This is a genomic window from Thermanaerosceptrum fracticalcis (genome assembly GCF_000746025.2).
Lineage (GTDB): Bacteria > Bacillota > Peptococcia > DRI-13 > DRI-13 > Thermanaerosceptrum > Thermanaerosceptrum fracticalcis.
In genome coordinates, this window is record NZ_CP045798.1 from 3438120 (window position 1) to 3458209 (window position 20090).

A 20090-nucleotide genomic window follows, 5' to 3' on the forward strand; every position below is an offset into this window, starting at 1 on the left:
AACCGCAACGAGAAGGCACGGGATGCTATATGAGATTACGCCTACAAACAAAAATATTTTTACTAATTTTTCTGGTAGTTTTATTCTCCCTTATGATTGCCGGATATTTTATCACTGACTATGTCAGTGTGGAAATAGAAAGCCAGATATCCCAGCTAGCCCTGGACTTAGCCCGTGCAGTAGCTGAAATACCTGATATAAAAAATAATGTTGGGAAAAAAGACGGGCACTTAATAATTAACCCCATCGCCGAGGAGATCAGGAAAAAAAGCAAGGCAGAATTTATTGTGGTAATAGATATGGAGAGCATCCGTTATTCACACCCGGTAGCAGAAAGAATTGGCCAGAAGTTTGTCGGCGGGGATGAGAGGGAGGTTTTTACAGGCAAGGAATATGTCTCACGTTCCGTGGGAACCCTTGGTCCATCTCTGCGTGCCTTTGTGCCCATTTACAGGGATAAACGCCAGGTGGGGGCCGTTTCGGTGGGGGTTTTATCCAATGATGTTCAGAAATCAATCGATTTTGTGCAAAAGAAGATCAAGAGGGCATTAATCTGGGGTCTGGCCATAGGTTTTATCGGAGCCGTGCTTCTGGCCCGCAATGTTAAAAAGGCCATGTTTGGCTTGGAGCCTATCGAAATTGCGACTTTGGTGGAGGAGAAACAGGCCATTTTGAGTTCTATCAGGGAAGGAATTATAGCCATTAATAAACAAGGTATAATAACCGTGATGAATGATGGGGCTAAAAAGCTTCTAGGTTTAAAGGAAGATGTGATAGGGAGGCCCGTAGTTGACATAGTACCGAATACGCGGCTGCCGGAGATCCTGGCAACGGGCAAGGCTGAATTTGACCAGGACCAGTTGCTCCATGAGAACAGGGTACTCACCAACAGGGTGCCCATAGTATTGAATAATCAGGTTATGGGGGCTGTAGCTAGCTTTCGTGATATGACGGAGATACAAAAACTTGCCGAAGAGTTGACGGGTGTTAAAAAATATGTGGATGCCCTTCGGGCCCAGAGCCATGAGTTTAAGAATAATATCCACACCATTGCCGGACTGCTGCAATTGGGGCAGTATGAAAAAGCCATTGATTTTATCATGAATACCAGTGAAAAACAACAGGACAAGATAGATATCCTGGTAAAAAAAGTCAAGGACAGCCTCATTGGGGGATTGTTGATAGGCAAACTGGCCCTGGCTAATGAACTTGGTATAGAATTCATTTTAGATGAGGAAAGCTCCCTGGAACATGTTTCTTCAAAATCTTCCTGTATCCAGTTAATCACTGTTATCGGTAATTTGATCGATAACGCTTTTGATGCTGTTAAGAACCTGGAAGACAGCAGGCGACGGGTAAGGGTTTTGATAAGGGATGACGAGGAAAAGTTGTATATTGAAGTAGAAGATTGGGGCAAGGGAATTGCCGGGGAGATTAACGACAAGATATATCAACAGGGATTTACAACAAAAGGTGAAGAAAACAAAGGGATAGGTTTAACCCTGGTAAAACACTTTGTGGAAGAGAAGGACGGAAATATATCCTGGTATAATAAATCCACAGGTGGTGTTGTTTTTCAAATCGCCATACCGAAAGGAAGGATAACAGGGTGAAAGAAATCCGGGTGTTGATAATCGAAGACGACCCCATGGTTATTGATATTAACAGGAAAGTTGTACAGGATATCCCCGGGTTTACTGTTGTAGGCACAGCAAGGAGCGGTACCGAAGGGTTGGAGGCCATCAACCAGTACAAGCCAAACCTTGTAATTCTGGATATTTTTATGCCTCAGTTAAACGGGCTGGAATTTTTGAAAGAGATGCGCAAAAACGGTCAGGACATGGATGTGATTATGGTTACGGCATCCCAGGACCCCCTTTATTTGAAAGAAGGGATGAGATATGGAGTTGTTGATTATCTCATAAAGCCCTTTCGTCTGGACAGGTTGAAAGCCTCTCTGGAAAACTATCTGAATATGGCCCGCAGGCTGCACGGGAAAAAAAGCATATCCCAGGAGGACATCGATTCCATGGTAAAAAAGACTAAAGTTGAGGAAGATATACCCAAGGGACTTAGTTTATATACACTAAACATCATCAAAGAATTTATCAAGGAAAAAAAACAATCTTTTACCGCCGATGAGATCGCCGATAATCTCGGGTTGGCCCGAGTTACGGCCAGAAGATACCTGGAATACCTGGTCATGACTCAGGAGGTGGAAATAAGCCTGGAGTACGGCAGCATCGGGCGGCCCGTGAAAAAATACAAAGAGAAAGCCTGAGACCACAAAGACCAAAAAGACCGATATTTACGAAAAATTGTTAATTAAAAAAACCTCCTGTAAAATGCAGATGGATCAAAATTATCTATAGAAAAGGAGGTTTTATATGTCGGTCGAGATCAAGGCTTCTGCAGCAAAAAAGTACACTGTTATGGGAGTGCCCGTGGTTTATTTTGCAATCATTACCGTGATAGTACTCGCGGCATCCCACATGAATCTTTTACCCAAAAACATGATTGGTGCTTTTGCTTACATGATGGTCTTGGGCGCCATAGCCGGTCTGCTGGGCGATAACCTGCCCATTATCAAGGATTATCTGGGCGGGGGCCCTATTGTCGCCATCTTTGGGAGCGCCTTTTTGGTGTATGGTGGTTTGATGCCGAAAGATACCATCAAGACTGTTAGTGACTTTATGCAAAGTATGGGATTTCTTGATTTTTACATCGCTGCTCTAATTTGCGGTAGTATACTGGGTATGGACCCCAAACTTCTGGTTAAGGCCGGCGCGCGTTATGCCATACCTCTAGTCGGCGGGTTGATCATCAGTTTTGGGTTGGCAGCAATTGTGGGGCTCATCATAGGCTATGGCTGGAGAGAAGCCATGCTGCAGATTGCCATGCCTATCATGGGCGGAGGTATGGGAGCCGGCGCCGTTCCCATGTCCCAGATTTATGCCAAGACCCTGGGTGGCGGCGATGCCAAGCATTACCTATCCATCCTGGTCCCGGCTGTGGCTCTTGGTAACGCTGCATCCATTGTGGCCGCAGGGCTGCTGGATAAAATAGGGAAGAGAAAACCCGAGTGGACTGGCAACGGTGTTATTATGCATGGTTTTTCTTTAAAGACCGATAGCGGTTCGAAAATTGACCTTGGTCAGATGGGTATAGGAGTTTTGACCGCTACAACCTTCTTTACCGGGGGTGTACTACTGGCTAAGTTTATTCCCCTGCATTCCTATGCCTTAATGATCATTACTGTCGCCATTTGCAAGGTCTTTAAACTGATGCCCCAGGTCATCGAAGATGGTGCAAGCCAGTGGTACCAGTTCGTGGCCAAAAACTTTACACTGGCCCTGCTGATCGGTATCGGCGTTGCCTATACAGATCTGAAGGCAGTTCTGGATGCCTTTACCGGCGCCTATGTTCTTATTATCCTCATGACCGTAATTGGCGCTATTATCGGCGCCGGCATCTTCGGCAAATTTGTTGGCTTCTATCCTATAGAGTCGGCGCTTACCGCAGGTCTGTGTATGGCAAACATGGGTGGAACCGGCGACGTGGCGGTCCTTTCTGCAGCCAAGCGTATGGAATTGATGCCTTTCGCCCAGATATCATCCCGCCTGGGCGGCGCTCTGATACTGATTATCGCTGGACTACTCGTGCCCTTGCTGAAATAATGATGAAAGTTAACATACTTTTTAAGAAGGGGCTGGTTTGGCCCCTTCTTAAAATATAAAGCGGACATTATAGTTTATATCTATGATAACATATATATTTTATATTATATTTCTATATAATTCTTAGATATTATTAACTCAATAAAACAATTGGTGGCGATTCAAGTGAAAAAATTTTTTCGGCAGCAGAAAGGAAGGAGGGTTTATTAAATGGATTATAATGCTTTGGCTTTGCAATTGCATGAGGAAAAACGCGGCAAAATCGAAATTATCAGCAAGGTACCACTTAAAACCAGGGAAGATTTAAGTGTTGCCTATACTCCGGGAGTGGCTGAACCCTGCTTAAAGATTCAAGCGAATAAGGAAGACGTATATAAGTATACATGTAAAGGCAACATGGTTGCCGTAGTTTCAGACGGGTCTGCCGTACTGGGGCTAGGCAACATCGGACCGGAGGCAGGGTTACCCGTTATGGAAGGAAAAGCTATTCTGTTTAAGGCTTTTGCCAATGTCGATGCTTTCCCCATTTGTCTGGATACCCAGGATGTAGAGGAGATAATCAGGACAGTCAAACACATAGCTCCTGTCTTTGGAGGGATTAACCTTGAGGATATCGGCGCTCCCCGCTGTTTTGAAATTGAGGACCGTCTAAAAAAAGAACTGGATATACCTGTTTTCCATGACGACCAGCACGGTACTGCTGTCTGTGTTCTGGCCGGTTTGATAAATGCTTTCAAGGTTGTAAAAAAGGACCTTAAGGAAAGTGTAATAGTCATTAACGGCATAGGAGCGGCGGGAACCGCCATTGGCAAGATTTTACTGGCCTATGGGGTAAAGAAACTCTATATGGTCGACAGAAACGGCATCATAAACCGGAATCAACCGGAAACCATGCTGAACTGGTCTCATGAGGAGCTGGCCAAAGTGACCAACCCGGATCTGAAGACAGGAACTCTGGCCCATGCCCTTGTGGGAGCCGATGCCTTTATCGGTGTTTCCAAGCCTGGCCTTGTAACCAAAGAAATGGTAAAAACCATGAATAAGGATGCTGTTATCTTTGCCATGGCCAACCCTGTACCGGAAATTTTGCCAGATGAAGCGAAGGCCGGAGGAGCAGCTATTATAGGTACAGGGCGTTCTGATTTTCCCAACCAGGTGAACAATGTGCTTGTTTTCCCGGGAGTCTTCAAAGGAGCACTGTCTGTGCGCGCAAAGGAGATAAACGAAGAAATGAAACTTGCAGCGGCCGTGGCCCTGGCCGGCATTATACCTGATGCTGAACTCAGTGAGACCAATGTGTTGCCTTATGCTCTGGATCCCAGAGTGGCTGATGCTGTGGCTGATGCTGTGGCCAAGACGGCAAGAGATACCGGAGTAGCCCGGTTATAAGGAGGTTTAGGGATGAAAGAGATATCTGTTGATAAAATAATAGATGTTGTAAAAAATTTATGTATCCAGGCATCCTGTAACCTGGGAGAGGATGTGGAGGAACTTATTCGCCTGGGACTTGACAGGGAAGAATCAGAATTTGGTCAGTACTGCCTGTCACAAATTCTCGACAACATCGCTTTATCCCGGCAGGAAAACATGGCCATGTGCCAGGATACAGGAGTGGCCGTGGTCTTTGTGGAGCTAGGCCAGGATGTTCATATTGTGGGTGGTGATTTACAGGCTGCCATCAACGAAGGAGTACGCCGGGGCTATGAGGAAGGATATTTGCGCAAGTCCGTAGTACAAGACCCCCTCTTTCTGCGCAAAAATACAGGAGATAATACACCTGCTGTGATCCATACGGAAATTGTACCCGGTGACCGCTTGAAAATCAGCGTGGTACCCAAAGGAGCCGGCAGTGAAAATATGGGAGCTCTAAAAATGCTCAAGCCGGCCGAAGGAATTCAAGGGGTAAAAGAATTTGTCTTAAAGACCGTCCGGGAAGCGGGAGGAAACCCTTGTCCTCCTGTTATCGTTGGCGTGGGCATAGGCGGAACTATGGAAAAGGCTACTTTGCTGGCTAAGAAGGCCTTAGCCCGCAAGATCGGTGAGCCCCATCCTGATCCTAACTACCAGGCCCTGGAAGAAGAACTCTTGGAGAAAATCAACCGTTTAGGAATAGGCCCGCAAGGTCTGGGCGGTCGCATTACGGCCTTGGCTGTTCACATTGAAGATTACCCCACCCATATTGCCACCCTGCCCGTGGCTGTAAATTTAAACTGCCATGCCGCACGGCATGCAGAAGCAATTCTCTGAGGGTAACGACATCAGACTTCCGACTTCCGACATCCGATATTTTCATCGCCTCCCGCCACCCGTACCCGCTACCCCAAAATATTTTAAGTCGGGAGTCGGGAAGCATCCAATTACTACCAACTACCATCTACCAACTATCAACTATGAAAGGACGTGAAGGAAATGGCACAGGTAAAAAAGATTACCACCCCTTTAAAACCTGAGCAGATACAGGACTTAAAAGCAGGAGACCGGGTGACCATTACCGGAGTTATCTATACCGGACGTGATGCAGCCCATAAATATCTGGCCAAAACCCTGCAGGAAGGCCAGCTCCTGCCGGTAGATTTCACGGACCAGATCATCTATTACGTAGGGCCCTGTCCCGCTAAGCCTGGACAGGCTATTGGTTCCTGCGGTCCTACCACCAGCGGGCGTATGGATGCCTATGCTCCTCTCCTGATTGAAAAAGGATTAAAGGGTATGATCGGTAAAGGCCCCCGCAGTCCCCAGGTGATAGATGCCATGAAAAAATACGGCGCCGTATATTTTGCCGCTATTGGCGGCGCAGGGGCAACCATCGCCCGTTCCGTAAAAAAAGCCGATGTAGTAGCTTACCCGGAATTGGGGCCTGAAGCTATTTACCGCCTGGAGGTAGAAGATTTCCCGTGTATTGTGGTCATCGATGCCCAGGGCAATGACCAGTATAAAATCGGCGTAGAAGCTTATCGTCTGGCTGACTAAATGATTTCCTGAACAAAGTGCACGCAAGCGCCTTTGTTCGGGAAATAAGAAAGTACTTTTAATTTTATCTTTTTATTTTTTTCTCACATTTAGTGAAATAAGGTACAATTATATATGTACTATTAATCACAAACCGGAGGTGGAGTATGCTCAATTTTGATGTGGTTATTGTAGGCGGCGGCGGCGCCGGCATACGGGCAGCCCTGGAAGCCAGCAAAGAACCGGGTTTGAACGTGGTAGTTTTAAGCAAAACCTTTCCCACCCGTTCCCATACCGGGGCAGCCCAGGGTGGAATTAACGCCGCCCTGGCCTATAAGGACCCTACAGATTCCGTAGAAAAACATTTTCTCGATACGGTAAAAGGCAGTGATTTCCTGGGCGACCAGGATGCCATCGAATTCTTTGTCAGCAATATGCCCGAATGTATCTGGGAACTGGACTCTTTTGGCGTACCTTTTTCCCGGGACGAAAAAGGGCGTATCGCCCAGCGTCCCTTTGGGGGCGCTTCTTCGCCCCGTACCTGCTATTCGGCGGATAAAACAGGTCATGTGATATTGCATACCCTCTATGAACAGTGTCTCAAACAGGGGGTCAAGTTCTTAAACGAATGGTTTCTCCTGGAACTTGTTGTAGAAAAAGAGGAATTCCAGGGTCTCGTGGCTATGAATATCAGAAACGGGGAAATTCATGCAATTTGCGCCAGAGCGGTGGTTATTGCCACCGGCGGCTTTGGCCGCATGTACTGGAACCGGACCACCAATGCCTTTAATATGACGGGTGATGGTACAGCTGCTGCCTTTGAAGCGGGAATTCCTGTGAAAGACCCGGAATTTGTCCAGTTCCATCCCACGGGATTGGCCAGCACTGGCATTCTCATGTCTGAGGCCTGCCGGGGTGAAGGTGGTTATCTCCTGAATAAGGACGGGGAAAGATTCATGGCCCGCTATGCCCCGGAAAAAATGGAACTGGGCCCTCGAGACCTGGTCTCCCGGGCCATTGAAACGGAAATCAAGGAGGGCCGTGGTATCGGTCAGGGGATTAATGCCTATGTTCTCCTGGATTTAAGACATCTGGGAGAAAAGAAAATTCTCGAACGTCTTCCCCAGATTCGCGAGCTGGCCATGGATTTTGAAAACCTTGATCCTATTAAAGACCCCATCCCTATTCGCCCCAGCTGTCATTATATGATGGGTGGCATTCACATTACGGACTTTAGGACATCCAGTACCCCTGTCCAGGGTGTCCATGCAGCAGGGGAATGTGCCTGTGTCTCCATTCATGGGGCCAATCGCTTAGGGGGCAACTCCATGGCTGACATTATTGTCTTTGGTAAACATGCAGGATTGGGGGTAGCTGAGAGCGCCATGAACCGGGCTCCCGGCGATCCCGCCAAACTGGAAAAGCGAGCCCAGTACTGGCAGGAACATTTTGAGACCATGCGCCGAAAAACCACAGGAAAGAAAGTTGTTACCATCCGTGATACCATGGCGGAAACTTTGTGGTATAATGTGGGAATCTTCCGTACGGAAAAAGAAATGGTCCATGCTTTAGAGGTAATTAATCAACTTCTGGAGGATTACCAGGACTGTTATATAGGTGACTCCAGCCAGCGTTACAACATGGCCTTTATCAACTATATAGAAATCGGCAATTTACTGAAACTGGCCAAAGCTGTAACCATGGGGGCCATTGCCAGAAAAGAAAGCCGCGGTTCCCATGCCCGTGAGGATTATCCCGAAAGAGATGACCGTAACTTCCTGAAACATACCCTCATCACCAAAACAGGCAGCCAGTACAAACTGGATTATTTACCGGTGACAATCACCAAGTATCAACCTGAAGAAAGGAGATACTGATGGATACAATCACTTATCGCATTAAACGCTTTGACGGCACTAAAGAGTGGTTTCAGCAATATACCTTTCCTTACGAAAAAAACAAAACCCTCCTTTGGGGACTCATCAAAATCCGGGACGAACAGGACCCCACCCTTAACTTTACCTCCGCCTGCCGTCACGCCATCTGCGGGAGCTGTGGCGTGAGAGTCAATGGCAATGCTGTCCTGGCCTGCAAGACTTCTCTGGATGAACTTTTGGAAGTTTATCAAACTTCTGTCCTTACCGTCGAACCCCTTAGCAATTTCCCTGTGGTCCGTGACTTGGTTGTCGATTGGGACCCCAAGCTGGAGAGAATGAAAGAGGTTAGACCCTGGCTTATTGTCGATGAAAAAAAAGACTGTACTCGTGGGTTTAGCCAGTCGGAAGAAGAATTCCACAAAATTTCCAATCCTACAGACTGTATCCTCTGCGGCTGTTGCACTTCCGAATGTACCCAGCATACTACCAATTCCCAAGGTTTTTATGAGCCCTTCATTTTTACCAAGTCTTATCGTTTTACCGTGGATTCCCGGGATGGCGCTCCTGCCCAACACCTTACCCCTGCCCTGGAAAAGGGCGGCCTCTGGAAATGCGTGCGCTGCATGCAGTGTATTACCAAATGTCCCAAAGGTGTGAGACCTGCCGACCATATCAGCGGCCTCCGCCAGGAGAGCATGAACATGGGTTATACCCGGAACAAGGGGGCTCGTCATGCCTATGCCTTCTATGATGATGTAAAAAATTCCGGTCGTCTTAATGAAATGACCTTGCCCATCAAGACCGAAGGTTTCTTTAATACCCTCCATCGCCTTCCCTTTGCTCTGCGTCTCTTGAAAAAAGGTAAAATCAACCCTTTACACATTCCTAAACCGGTCCCAGGCATTGAAGGTGTCAGGAAAATCTACAGGCTGGTCCGAAAGGGGGAAGCTAAATGAGATACGGATTTTTTCCTGGTTGTACCCTGGAGGCTGCAGCCGGTGAGGCCATGCTGGCTACTAAGAAAGTGGCGGAAATACTGGGTATAGAACTTCTGGAGTTAGAAGGCTGGACCTGCTGCGGGGCCAGTCACATCCAAGATATAGACCATTCTTTAGCCCTGGCTATTAATGCCCGTAACATCTCTCTGGCCGAAAAATTAGGTCTCCCCCTCCTCACCGTCTGTAACACTTGTACCCTCATGCTGCGCAAGGCTAAACAGCAACTGGACCAGGACCCTAAAGAAAAAGAGAAAGTCAATAAGGTCTTGAAAGAAGCAGGACTCACTTATACCGGTTCTTCCCAGGTCACTCATCTTCTCTGGGCGCTCCTTAAGGATTACGGCTTGGATAAATTAAAGAAAAAAGTAAAAAAACCTTTGAAAGGCCTTAAAGTAGCCAATTTCTACGGCTGTCATATCTTGCGTCCCCCTGATATCATGGGTTTTGAAAACCCCTTAAATCCCCAGTCCCTGGAACTCCTGGCCCAGGCCCTGGGCGCTGAAGCAGTGGATTTTGGGCGTAAACTGGACTGCTGCGGTTTTCACGCCGTATTCCCCGCGGAAAAAGAAGTCCTGAAACTCACCGGCTTGACCTGTCAATCAGCCAGGGAAGCAGGAGCCCACTGCCTGGTCACCCCCTGCCCCCTCTGTCAAATGCAGTTAGATATGTATCAGCCTGACAGTCAAAAGCATTTCAGTGAGAAAATTACCATGCCTGTTCTTCATCTACCCCAGTTGGTGGGATTAGCCTTAGGTATCAGCCCGGAAGAACTGGGACTTAAACGGCATATTGTTGATTTTAACCCTGTCTTGACCAGCTTGCAGTTAAGTAAATAAGTTGCTGTATTCAGGTGGCCTGCCTTACAAAGAAGGCCGCCTTTTTTCCTTTAGAAGTCAATATAAATAATGCCATCCCCTTGCGACAAGGGACGGCAGACCGTGTAAAAAGTCATTTTGCTAAATGCTATTGCAGCGGTTAAATCAGTAGTGACAAAGGATGTGCCGCCTTATACAATTGTAGGTGGAAATCCAGCTGGAATATTACTTATTAGACCGATTGGCAGGATTTGGTATGGAATATATAAGCGGTGTTGTTGAACGAATCACCTATGAAAACGAAGAAAACGGTTTCTGCGTCATAAAAATAAAATCCAAGGGTTTTTCTGACCTTGTTACGGTGGTCGGGAATCTTGCTGCTGTAGATGTCGGGTCCATTGTTCCAAAGTAATGGGGTTTCTACAGCTTATGCAATAAAAATATATAAAACCTATGGCAATGAGAGTATCAATATCGTGAAGGCCAATCCTTACAGGCTGGCGAGCGTACCTGGCGGCGCATCAAAATTTCCGCATTTCATACCCTGCAACATCTCCATGAGGCCATACAGGAGGCATTTAGATTTAATGACGACCATCTTTTCGCCTTCTTCATGGATGGAAAACCTTGGTCGCGTAACGCTTACTGGAGCAAAGAGGACAACCATCCGCCGTATGTCGACAATGCGGTAATAGGGCAGCTTGGCCTCGTACGCGGGAAAAGTTTTTTGTACCTGTTCGACTTTGGCGACGAGTGGAAGTTTGATGTGTAGGTTGAGGAGATACTTCAATCCGACGTGCCGCCCATAAGGCCGGTAGTTATCGAGGGTAAAGGGGGAGCCCCTGAACAATATCCGGATTATTAAAGTTGGTTCAGCAGCGCCAGTCCATAGTTCTCATGCGGTACGGTTCTAATTTGTTATAAACAGGATAAGTGGTGATTGTGTAAGATGGGACATTATTGTAAGATCTGTGGCAGGATAAGGGCCGATGAAAAATTTTCCGGCAAAGGGCACAGAAATCATGTTTGTAAGGACTGTTCAAAAAAACCTGCTGCCGAGCGGGATAAGTTGACAGCAATGAATAGAATGTACATGTTGTACCAATACTCAAACCTTTCAAAAAACAATAGGAAAATGCTGCAAAAGTACCTTCAAAGCGATTCTGAGGAAATAAGGAACGTAACCAAAGAAATTTTGGATCATTTCCACAAACTCCGTGAAGGCAGTTTAGAGTATGGTGAAGATACTGAAAATGTATATAATGAACAATGTGATGACTTGTTGGAGGCAGCCCCTTGATTATTAGCGCTAGTCGCCGGACAGATATTCCGGCCTTTTTTGGTGACTGGTTTATCAAAAGAATAGAAGAAGGATTTTTTTACAATATCAATCCCTTTAACCCCCGGCAGGTAAAGGGTTATAGTTTGTTACCCGAAGATGTGGATGCCATTGTTTTCTGGACGAAAAATCCCCAACCCTTTATCAAGCATCTGGACTATCTTGATCAAAGGGGCTATCACTATTATTTTCAATATACCCTAAACGATTACCCCAAGATTTTTGAGCCCCATGTTCCACCGGTTCACGAAAGAATAGAAACATTTGTAGAATTGAGCAAACGGATTGGTAAAGGAAAAGTCATTTGGCGGTATGATCCTATCGTGATCAGCTCTCTCACACCTGTGGAATACCACCTGGAGAAAATAGCTTATATTTCCTCGTGTTTAAAGGGGCAGGCCCAACGTGCAATGATCAGCTTTTTGGAGTTTTATAGTAAAGTAAACAATAGGCTTAAGAAACTTGAAACCCAATATGGCATACAGTTTACTGACTTTACTGCTAACGAGCATCGTAAGGAACTACTGGAACTGGCGGAAAAATTCAAAGAAATTGCCCATAAAAATGGTTTACAGATATTTTCGTGTACCGAGACTGTGGATTTAGATCAAATTGGTATTGAGCCTGGCAGTTGCATTGACGGAAAGCTCATACAGAAGCTGTTCGGCATTCAAAAAAGGTATCGAAAAGACCCAAACCAAAGGAAGGAATGTTTATGTGTGGAGTCCGTTGATATGGGTGTCTACAATACTTGTCAATTCCAATGCAGCTATTGCTATGCCAATTTTAGTGAGAAGATGGTTCATAACAACCTGAATAAGCATTTTAAAGATAGCTCTTCCTTAATTAATAGATATACTGAAGATATAATCATATTGAAAGATAAAACCCCAAGAGTTAAATCCGGGCAATTATCTTTATTCGATTAAGCGGTTTATGCAGACCCCAAAATACATACTTCCTGATTGGTAAAACAAAAAACTCCTCATGTTTGTTTATGAAAAGTTTTAGATTGTTTTTTGGGTTTTTTAGCTACTGATTTTAAAATAAAAAATAGTTAGAAAAAAGCAAAATTTTTTGCTTAAATGTAAGACTGTACTATGCTAAAATATAGCTAAGCAGGAAAATATTTTCCAATACCTGATATTTGATACCGGTAGCTAGTAGCCGCTTTTTATTTTATGTTATACCGTGAACGATGTATGATAATATCGCACAATAGTTTTTGTTTATAAAGCGCTAGCTTTATAATACATAAAATTCTAATAAGGCGGGTGTTATTATGGCTAAAAAAACTATTCATGATTTTAATCAAATGGTGGCGAACGGGGAGAAAATCGTCTATCTCACTGCTTATGACTATTTGACAGCCAAAATGCAGGAGAAAGCCGGAGTAGACATGATACTGGTAGGTGACTCCCTGGGTATGGTAAGCCTGGGTTACGACACCACTTTCCCGGTGACAATGGATGACATGATTCGCCACTGCCAGGCTGTACGCCGTGGTGCGCCCAACACCTTCATTGTAGGGGATATGCCGTACATGTCTTATCAGGCCTCTGATGAACAGGCAATTGCCAATGCGGGACGGTTCGTTAAAGAAGCTCTGGTTGACGCCATCAAACTGGAAGGCGGCGGACCCATGATTGCCAGCCGCATCAAAGCTATCCAGCAGGCCGGAATCTTAGTTATGGGCCACATTGGTCTAACTCCCCAGTTCATGGGACAGTTGGGCGGTTATAAGGCCCAGGGCCGTACCGGTCAGGCGGCCTTAAGCCTGGTACAGCAAGCCAAACTCGTCGAAGAAGCGGGGGCATTCAGTATTCTGGTGGAAGGCGTACCTTCAGCTGTAGGTAAAGCTATTACCGAAAGAGCTAATATTCCCATATTAGGCATTGGAGCCGGTCCTTACACCCACGGACAGCTGCTCATTTATGCCGACATGGTAGGGTTCTATGATAATTTCACACCCAAGTTTGTTAAGAAGTATGCCAACGTAGGAGAAGTTCTCACCAACGCCTTTAAGGAATATGCCCAGGATGTACGGGAAGGCAAATTCCCAGTGGACGGGGAGCATACCTACAAGATGAAAGAGGAAGAGGTCAAAGAATTCTTAGCTCTCCTGGAAAAGGAAAAGTAATATAATTCCTGGCTTACACTACCTCCCTTTTTAAGGGTCATCGCCCGGAAAGGACGGTGCCCCTTACCCTATTTTTAGAGGATAGAAATGTCGTATTCCTAATGAATCTGATTTTACTGGTGCTCCAGAGAAAAATAAATATTTTAACCGTAGACAGCGCTTTAGCCCACTAAACAAAGCAATTAAAAGGCCGGTGACGGGATTTTGTCACCGGCCTTTTAATTTAGGAAACTAAAAAGGAAAAATGAAGATATATGCATAATTAGATAAGTAAATAAGTGTATTGTTAACTGAAACAAGATTAAGGAGGAATTTATTTATGCGGATACTAAAAGAGAATACGGCGGGGGTTGTCATTGACATGCAGGAAGGGCTCCTTCCCCATATAGCTGGAAAAGAAGAACTTACAAGAAATCTCATTATATTAATCAAGGGTTTAAAACAGTGCAATATTCCTATGCTGGTGACCCAGCAGTACACCAAAGGATTAGGAACTACGGTATATCCCGTCAAGGAAGCCCTAGGTGAATATACACACATAGAAAAAAATTCTTTCAGTTGTTGCGACGAAGCGGTTTTTAAAGAGCGTATCGCCAGCCTGGGCAAAAGAATTATCATTATTGCAGGGATAGAGACCCATGTCTGTGTATTACAGACGGTGATTGATTTGCTGGAGCAAAACTATTTTCCGGTTGTGATCGAGGATTGTGTCTCCTCCCGGAAAGAGAGTGACAGGAGAGTGGCTCTGGAAAGAATGAAGCAGGAAGGGGCCATTGTTTCCACTTATGAGTCTATCTTGTTTGAACTATGCCGTTTTGCGGGAACAGACACTTTCAAAGCTATATCCCGCCTGGTTAAATAAAAAGGTACAAGTCACGACTTTCTCTCACCAGGAATATCAACAAGCGATACAGGGATGCTACCCATAATGTTTTTGCCTACCGCTTATTGGACGGACAGGAAAGGTGCAGCGATGATGGCGAACTAAGCGGTACAGCAGGAAAGCAGACTTTCACCTTTTTTAATCGTAAGACCGGCGTTTGATATTAAAAAACCAAGTTTTAAGTTACCAGAAAGGGCTAAAATCTTTACCAGAGTAATCTGCGGAGAATGTGGGGACGGCGCGCCTGAACACAAGATAAGATTAAAGGAAGGCAGGAAAGTCTGCCTTGATTGTGCTCAGGAGTATCCGAGGGGATGGTGAAAGCTATCTCTTTTTGTAATCTGTTCTAAAAAATACATATATTTTTTTTATAATATACTAGGAACGCAAGCAGGAAAAAGCTCATTTTTAGAGGAAGTTAAATATAGCATTATGAAATACGAACCGCTCTGAACGGGGGAAGGAATGGCAAAGGAAATAATTATCCAGATTAGAGATTTAATTAAAAGCTATAGTAGAAAAGTTGCCATTAACGGTGTAAACCTGGATATTTACAAAAGTGAGATTTTTGGTCTGTTGGGTCCTAATGGGGCGGGTAAATCCACTCTTTTATCGATGATGGCTACTGTTTCCAAACCTACAAGCGGAGACATCTATATAAAAGATATAAGTTTGGTTAAACAGGCTCACCTTGTCAAAAAGCTTATTGGCTTTGTACCTCAGGAAATAGCCCTTTACACAAAACTAAGCGGGATAGATAACCTTAAATTTTGGGGTCAGGTTTATGGCTTACGGGGAAGAGTACTGCAGGAACGTATTGAGTATGTCTTATTCGTTGTTGCCTTGCAAGACCGTATAAAAGATCCTGTAGACCATTATTCCGGCGGTATGAAACGACGGTTGAACATAGCCGCTTCACTGTTGCATAATCCCCAAATACTCATTATGGATGAGCCTACAGCAGGGGTAGATGTAGAATCCCGACGGTGTATTTTGTCTGCGGTGAAAAAATTAAGTGAAGAGGGAACTACTGTTATTTATACCAGTCACTATCTGGAAGAAGTAGACGGGATATGCCACAGGCTTGCCTTTTTAAAGGAAGGCCGGATAGAGACTGTTGGCACTATGGCTGAACTGGAAGGTTACTTCGCTACTTCAAATAAAAAAACTAAATAAAGCCAAAAAGATGGAGGGGAAATAATGGAGACGAATATGACCTCACGCGAAGAATTGATTGCGCCACAGCCAACAAATAGCAGTAAAAAAAGGAACATACTGATCGCCGTTCTCTTAGCGGTGTTTCTTTTTGCTGGCAGCGCTTACGGTTATTTTGTTCATGACTTATTCAAGAGTCCCAAGCAAATTTATCTTGAGGCCGAGGGTAAACATCTCTCCCAACTGGTCAAGACCTGGGGAGAATCTTATGACTGGTACTATAAGGAATATGTAAAGCCTTATCTGGAAAACCCTGTGCGCAGTACTGTGGAAATATCAGCCGGTATCAAAGGTTTAGAATTGCCCGACCCTAACCTGTGGATCCTTCTAGATATTTTAGAAAAAAGCAAAATTATCGCTGAGAGTTTTGTTGACGAGAAAAACCAGCAGTACTATACAAAGTTTGATGTTGCCTTGGAAGGCAATAAACTCATTGGCTTCGAAACTTTTGTAGATAAGACTAAGTTTGGTTTTGGTGTTCCGCTCATTTACAACAAGTATGCTGTCGTAGATTTAAAAGACAGGGATAAGCTCAAGGAAAAATTTGGTGTGACTGCCCTGCCCAAGAAAATCCTAACCTACAATGATGTGCTCGATGCTTTTCGTATTCCTAAAGAAGAGAGAGAAGCCCTTTTTGAAGATTACGCTAAGCTATACGTGGATAGCTTGAAGAAAACACAGGTTACCATGCAGAAGGGGACTTTCCCCGAGGGAAATATGAAAATTAATACCCGGATTTTGACAATATCATTTACGGAAGCTGAAATTGCAGATTTAATGAAAAAAATGGCTGACAAGATGGCGGAAGACGAGAAGCTTTTAAACCTGGTCTACACCAAACAGAAAAGTATCATAAAATTAATGGATGATGCCGGTTATGACCTGGCAGCCCTGGGTATCAAGGAAAAAGAAAAGTCGGAAATAAAAGGGATGCTGCAGGAGTTTAGCAAGAATATTCACGACGGTCTCAAGGATCTTAAATTAGCCGACGGAGTAAAAATGGTTCTTTATATTGACGGTAAAGACAATATCCTGGAACGGGAAGTTACCTTTGGTAATGCCAATGATAAAACAGTAATCAAGACAGCCCGGTGGGTGGATGCAAGCAAACAGGAGAACGGACTTTTTGTTGTTTCAGGTGGAGAACAGGGTAAAAGTGGTGAGCTAAAGGCAGCTTATACCAAGAAGCCCATAGACAGCAAGACCAAAAAAGGAACCTTCTCCTTCTCCCTGAAGGATGACAAAGAGGATTTTTCGCTGCTTCTGGAGAGCGATTTCTCTGAAGTAAAAGACGGGGCAAAACAAGACGATGAGGTAAAATTCACCGTTACGGCCAAAGATCAGGAGGGAACAGGCAAATTCTCCGGAGAATTGAAAACCAACATGGCCGTAAATGAGAAGGATAAGAACAGGGAAATGGACTCCACTTTAAAGCTGACCTTTGATGTACCCTCGGAAGGTATTCAGGGGGCTAACTTGAATGTAACAGTGAAGCAAAAAGATGAATTTGGCGCAGAAGTCAAACTTCCTAAGCTCGAGGCCGGCAATACTGTGGATGTAGTCAATATATCCGAAGAAGAAATGTTTAAGCTCCAGCAGGAACTGATGGCCGCAGTCCAGCAGTTTGTTGAGAAAAATATGGCCCTGTTCCAGCCCTACATGCAATAAACTATCATGGGGAAGAGGTGGAAGCCTCTTCCCCAAACTTATATCGGGTGACTAGAATATGATCATTTATTGCCTTATCAAAAATGAACTGAAGATGTTATGGAAAGACAGGGTTGCCCTAATCTCCCTGTTTTTGCTGCCCTGTTTCTTTATCTGGTTTTTTGTACAGGTTTTCACTCCTTATCTTGACAATAAACGCTTTAGTGAAAAATTCCAGATTGCCTTAGTAAATGAAGATAAAACGGCCTATTCTAAAATGCTCTTAAGCCAGTTTGAGACGGCCAGTCATTTGAAAGAATTAGTAAAAATACAGGAGACTGAGGAAAGAAAAGCCCTGGAGATGCTGGAAAAGAATGAGGTGGCAGGTATTATCCTTTTACCTGCTGGGTTTATGGACAGTATTTACACAGGCGAGAATAAGCCCTTTGTCTTTATCGGCAATAAGGAAAAAAGAGCTGCAGCAAACCTTATGAAGCATCAACTGCTGAGTGCTGCCAACCTTATTTCGGCGGGGCAAAGCGGAATTATCACTGCCTGGCGCTACGCTTACTGGGGCGGGGCAGGGGAGGACTTGCTGGCTAAGCTGGAAAAACAGCTGACCTATAGTTTCACCATGAATTCCCTGGGAAGAAACCGGGTTTTTCGGGAAGAAACGGTTTCCTTTTTGCCCAAAATAACGGCGGCTGAATATTTCACAGCCTCACTTCTGGCGGTTTTTGCCTCTTTTTTGGGTTTTATGGGAATGAAGTCTCTCGTATATGAGAAAGCCCCCGGTCTGAGAGACAGGTTAAGGGCCTCACCTCTCAAAATGTGGCAAATCTTGCTTGGTAAGTTCACAGCTTCTTTTGTCTTGGTTTTGGTTCAATTAGTGTTTATTTTGCTCCTAACCAGCGCCTTTTTTAAAACATATCTGGGAAGTCCGGTGGTTAGTATCCTTGTGCTTCTGGCCGCTTCGTCCTTTGCTGTAGCGGCCTGGGCTACATTTATTGCGGCTGTTTCCTCCACAGTACAAATCGCCGATTTGCTTGGCTATCTAGGTACTCCCTTACTTGCCATTATCGGGGGGAATATCTACCCCCTCATTGCCCTGCCCGATACCATCAAAAGGGTGAGTGACTTTACTTTTAATAAGTGGATGGCTAGCGGCTTTACAAAGATTTTTGCTGCCGATCCTACCCTCTCTCTGACACCGGATGTCTGGCATCTTATGATGATTGGCAGTGTACTTCTTATCATCTCTCTAGGAATTCTGGCATGGCCGAGGAGGAAATAGATGAGCCAGCTGTTAATCATAACTTTCTATAAAATAAAAATACTTGCTAAAGATAAGGGCTTTCTTATAGTGATGGTCCTGGTTCCCCTGCTCTTTGCTTTCCTTGTTAGTGGGGTACAGAGTTATGAGAAGCAAAATCTTATTCCTGTGGTGATCGCTGATGAAGATAACAGCGACTATTCCCGCTTGCTTATAGAGCGTTTGGCGGGAAAAGAAGGAATTCAGCTTATTGTTACCGATAAAACCAAAGCTGAAAATCTGGTAAAAAATTATCAGGCAGAAGTGGCTTTTATTATTAAAAGGGGGTTCAAAGAAGCCATTCTCCAGGAGAATATCAATGAGTCCATAACTTTGCTGAAATCACCTGTCTCTCTATCTTACGGGATAATCCAGGAGATGCTGGCCAGTGAAGTGATGAGGCTAGCTTCCAATGCTTCAGCGGCTAACTGGGTTACGAAAATCTATAAACAGTTTCAGCTCCAAATGACCGGGCAGCCATCTGACTTATGGGGAAGCGCCTGGAAATACGCTGATTCTTTATGGGAACCGGAGCCATTAATGAAGATGGAATACCGGGAACTGGGAAGTACAGGTATTATTGTTCCGACCCACAAAACCCTACCTATTATTTCTTTACAGTCTTTGGGAATGATCCTGATGTTTCTCATGTTCTTCATCATGTTTAACAGCAGCTGGTTGATAGAAGAACGCAACAATTTTACACTCCAGAGACTGGTCATTGTCCCTGGCCTCTTGCCAAAATACTTTTTGGCTAACATTCTTTCTCTTCTTGTCCTTGCCCTGGTGCAGTTAGGGATCTTTCTCTCCCTAACCAGACTGTTCTTTCATATCTTCCTTTTTACGTCTTTTTATCATTACATCATTTTAATTTTATATATTTTGGCAGTTATAGCCCTGGGGCTGTTTCTGTCGGTTTTTTTAAAGACACCGGCGCAGCTGCAGGCGGGTGCCCCGGCTATTTCCCTTCTTACCAGCTTCATCGGAGGCTGTTTTTGGAGTTTTCTTGACCCTCCTGAGACGATCAAAATAATGTCTCTCTTCACTCCCCAGGGCTGGGCCCTCCGGATGATAAAAGACCTGGTGTTAAACAACTATGTATTCACCGATCTACTACGGACTTGCCTGGCACTTATTGTTTTTACTTTATTCATGCTGGCTGCGGCCTACTGGAAAATACGCAGGGCAGTTTTACAGTAAACGCCATTTCCCTACTATATTTCAGTATTGCCTGGTAA

Annotated in this window: 21 protein-coding genes and 2 pseudogenes; all 23 read left to right on the top strand. The window is 44.8% G+C overall.

The genetic code is table 11. The annotated features are described in order from the left end of the window. Nucleotides 1-29: 29 nt before the first annotated feature. Nucleotides 30-1613 (top strand): DcuS/MalK family sensor histidine kinase, encoded by a 1584-nt coding sequence (gene dcuS, locus BR63_RS17470; RefSeq protein WP_034421159.1) that lies wholly within the window; start codon nt 30-32, stop codon nt 1611-1613. Continuing rightward, entirely contained in the window at nt 1610-2281 is a 672-nt protein-coding gene (locus BR63_RS17475; protein WP_034421161.1) for a response regulator, read from the top strand. Before dcuS ends, BR63_RS17475 begins: the two co-directional genes overlap by 4 nt. A 106-nt stretch (nt 2282-2387) precedes the next feature. Then, the gene (locus tag BR63_RS17480) at nt 2388-3677 is read left to right on the top strand and encodes a 2-hydroxycarboxylate transporter family protein (protein WP_034421162.1); all 1290 of its coding nucleotides are present in this window, start codon (nt 2388-2390) and stop codon (nt 3675-3677) included. 210 nt (nt 3678-3887) lie between these two features. Continuing rightward, nucleotides 3888-5066, top strand: coding sequence for an NAD(P)-dependent malic enzyme (locus BR63_RS17485; protein ID WP_034421163.1), 1179 nt, complete (start codon nt 3888-3890; stop codon nt 5064-5066). A 12-nt stretch (nt 5067-5078) separates the two neighbouring features. After that, nucleotides 5079-5924, top strand: a complete 846-nt coding sequence (locus tag BR63_RS17490; RefSeq protein ID WP_034421165.1) for a fumarate hydratase — start codon at nt 5079-5081, stop codon at nt 5922-5924. A 162-nt stretch (nt 5925-6086) separates the two neighbouring features. Further along, nucleotides 6087-6647 carry a Fe-S-containing hydro-lyase gene (locus BR63_RS17495; RefSeq protein WP_034421167.1) on the top strand — a complete coding sequence of 187 codons (561 nt, stop codon included), beginning with the start codon at nt 6087-6089 and terminating at the stop codon, nt 6645-6647. A 146-nt stretch (nt 6648-6793) separates the two neighbouring features. Then, entirely contained in the window at nt 6794-8503 is a 1710-nt protein-coding gene (locus BR63_RS17500; protein WP_034421168.1) for an FAD-dependent oxidoreductase, read from the top strand. Further along, nucleotides 8503-9459 carry a succinate dehydrogenase/fumarate reductase iron-sulfur subunit gene (locus tag BR63_RS17505; RefSeq protein ID WP_034421170.1) on the top strand — a complete coding sequence of 319 codons (957 nt, stop codon included), beginning with the start codon at nt 8503-8505 and terminating at the stop codon, nt 9457-9459. Before BR63_RS17500 ends, BR63_RS17505 begins: the two co-directional genes overlap by 1 nt. Further along, the gene (locus tag BR63_RS17510; protein WP_034421171.1) at nt 9456-10337 is read left to right on the top strand and encodes a CoB--CoM heterodisulfide reductase iron-sulfur subunit B family protein; all 882 of its coding nucleotides are present in this window, start codon (nt 9456-9458) and stop codon (nt 10335-10337) included. Before BR63_RS17505 ends, BR63_RS17510 begins: the two co-directional genes overlap by 4 nt. A 126-nt stretch (nt 10338-10463) precedes the next feature. Beyond that, nucleotides 10464-10556 (top strand): annotated as a pseudogene (locus BR63_RS20080) (chloramphenicol acetyltransferase); the annotation flags it as partial. A 16-nt stretch (nt 10557-10572) separates the two neighbouring features. Further along, entirely contained in the window at nt 10573-10728 is a 156-nt protein-coding gene (locus tag BR63_RS20125) for a YrrC family ATP-dependent DNA helicase (RefSeq protein WP_476718253.1), read from the top strand. Further along, nucleotides 10703-10774 (top strand): annotated as a pseudogene (locus tag BR63_RS20130) (hypothetical protein); the annotation flags it as partial. The gene BR63_RS20125 and the pseudogene BR63_RS20130, both read left to right, overlap by 26 nt. A gap of 86 nt (nt 10775-10860) precedes the next feature. Further along, nucleotides 10861-11088 (top strand): IS1096 element passenger TnpR family protein, encoded by a 228-nt coding sequence (locus BR63_RS20085; RefSeq protein ID WP_476718259.1) that lies wholly within the window; start codon nt 10861-10863, stop codon nt 11086-11088. Nucleotides 11089-11265: 177 nt separating this feature from the next. After that, nucleotides 11266-11616 (top strand): hypothetical protein, encoded by a 351-nt coding sequence (locus BR63_RS17525; RefSeq protein ID WP_051965561.1) that lies wholly within the window; start codon nt 11266-11268, stop codon nt 11614-11616. Further along, entirely contained in the window at nt 11613-12584 is a 972-nt protein-coding gene (locus tag BR63_RS17530) for a DUF1848 domain-containing protein (RefSeq protein WP_034421176.1), read from the top strand. The genes BR63_RS17525 and BR63_RS17530 overlap by 4 nt, the downstream gene beginning before the upstream one ends. A 353-nt stretch (nt 12585-12937) precedes the next feature. Then, nucleotides 12938-13795: a 3-methyl-2-oxobutanoate hydroxymethyltransferase gene (gene panB / locus BR63_RS17535; protein WP_034421178.1), complete on the top strand. Its 858-nt coding sequence runs from the start codon at nt 12938-12940 to the stop codon at nt 13793-13795. A gap of 319 nt (nt 13796-14114) precedes the next feature. Continuing rightward, entirely contained in the window at nt 14115-14657 is a 543-nt protein-coding gene (locus tag BR63_RS17540; protein WP_034421180.1) for a hydrolase, read from the top strand. 35 nt (nt 14658-14692) lie between these two features. Then, the gene (locus tag BR63_RS19675; protein ID WP_338056065.1) at nt 14693-14839 is read left to right on the top strand and encodes a YigZ family protein; all 147 of its coding nucleotides are present in this window, start codon (nt 14693-14695) and stop codon (nt 14837-14839) included. A gap of 55 nt (nt 14840-14894) precedes the next feature. Next, nucleotides 14895-14999 (top strand): TraR/DksA C4-type zinc finger protein, encoded by a 105-nt coding sequence (locus BR63_RS19890; RefSeq protein ID WP_338056066.1) that lies wholly within the window; start codon nt 14895-14897, stop codon nt 14997-14999. A gap of 144 nt (nt 15000-15143) precedes the next feature. Further along, nucleotides 15144-15854: an ABC transporter ATP-binding protein gene (locus tag BR63_RS17555; RefSeq protein WP_051965564.1), complete on the top strand. Its 711-nt coding sequence runs from the start codon at nt 15144-15146 to the stop codon at nt 15852-15854. Nucleotides 15855-15878: 24 nt separating this feature from the next. After that, complete coding sequence (locus BR63_RS17560; protein WP_034421182.1) at nt 15879-17561, top strand: DUF6583 family protein; 1683 nt, start codon at nt 15879-15881, stop codon at nt 17559-17561. A 58-nt stretch (nt 17562-17619) separates the two neighbouring features. Then, nucleotides 17620-18834 (top strand): ABC transporter permease, encoded by a 1215-nt coding sequence (locus tag BR63_RS17565; RefSeq protein WP_034421184.1) that lies wholly within the window; start codon nt 17620-17622, stop codon nt 18832-18834. After that, the gene (locus BR63_RS17570; RefSeq protein WP_034421186.1) at nt 18835-20052 is read left to right on the top strand and encodes an ABC transporter permease; all 1218 of its coding nucleotides are present in this window, start codon (nt 18835-18837) and stop codon (nt 20050-20052) included. Nucleotides 20053-20090: the final 38 nt, after the last annotated feature.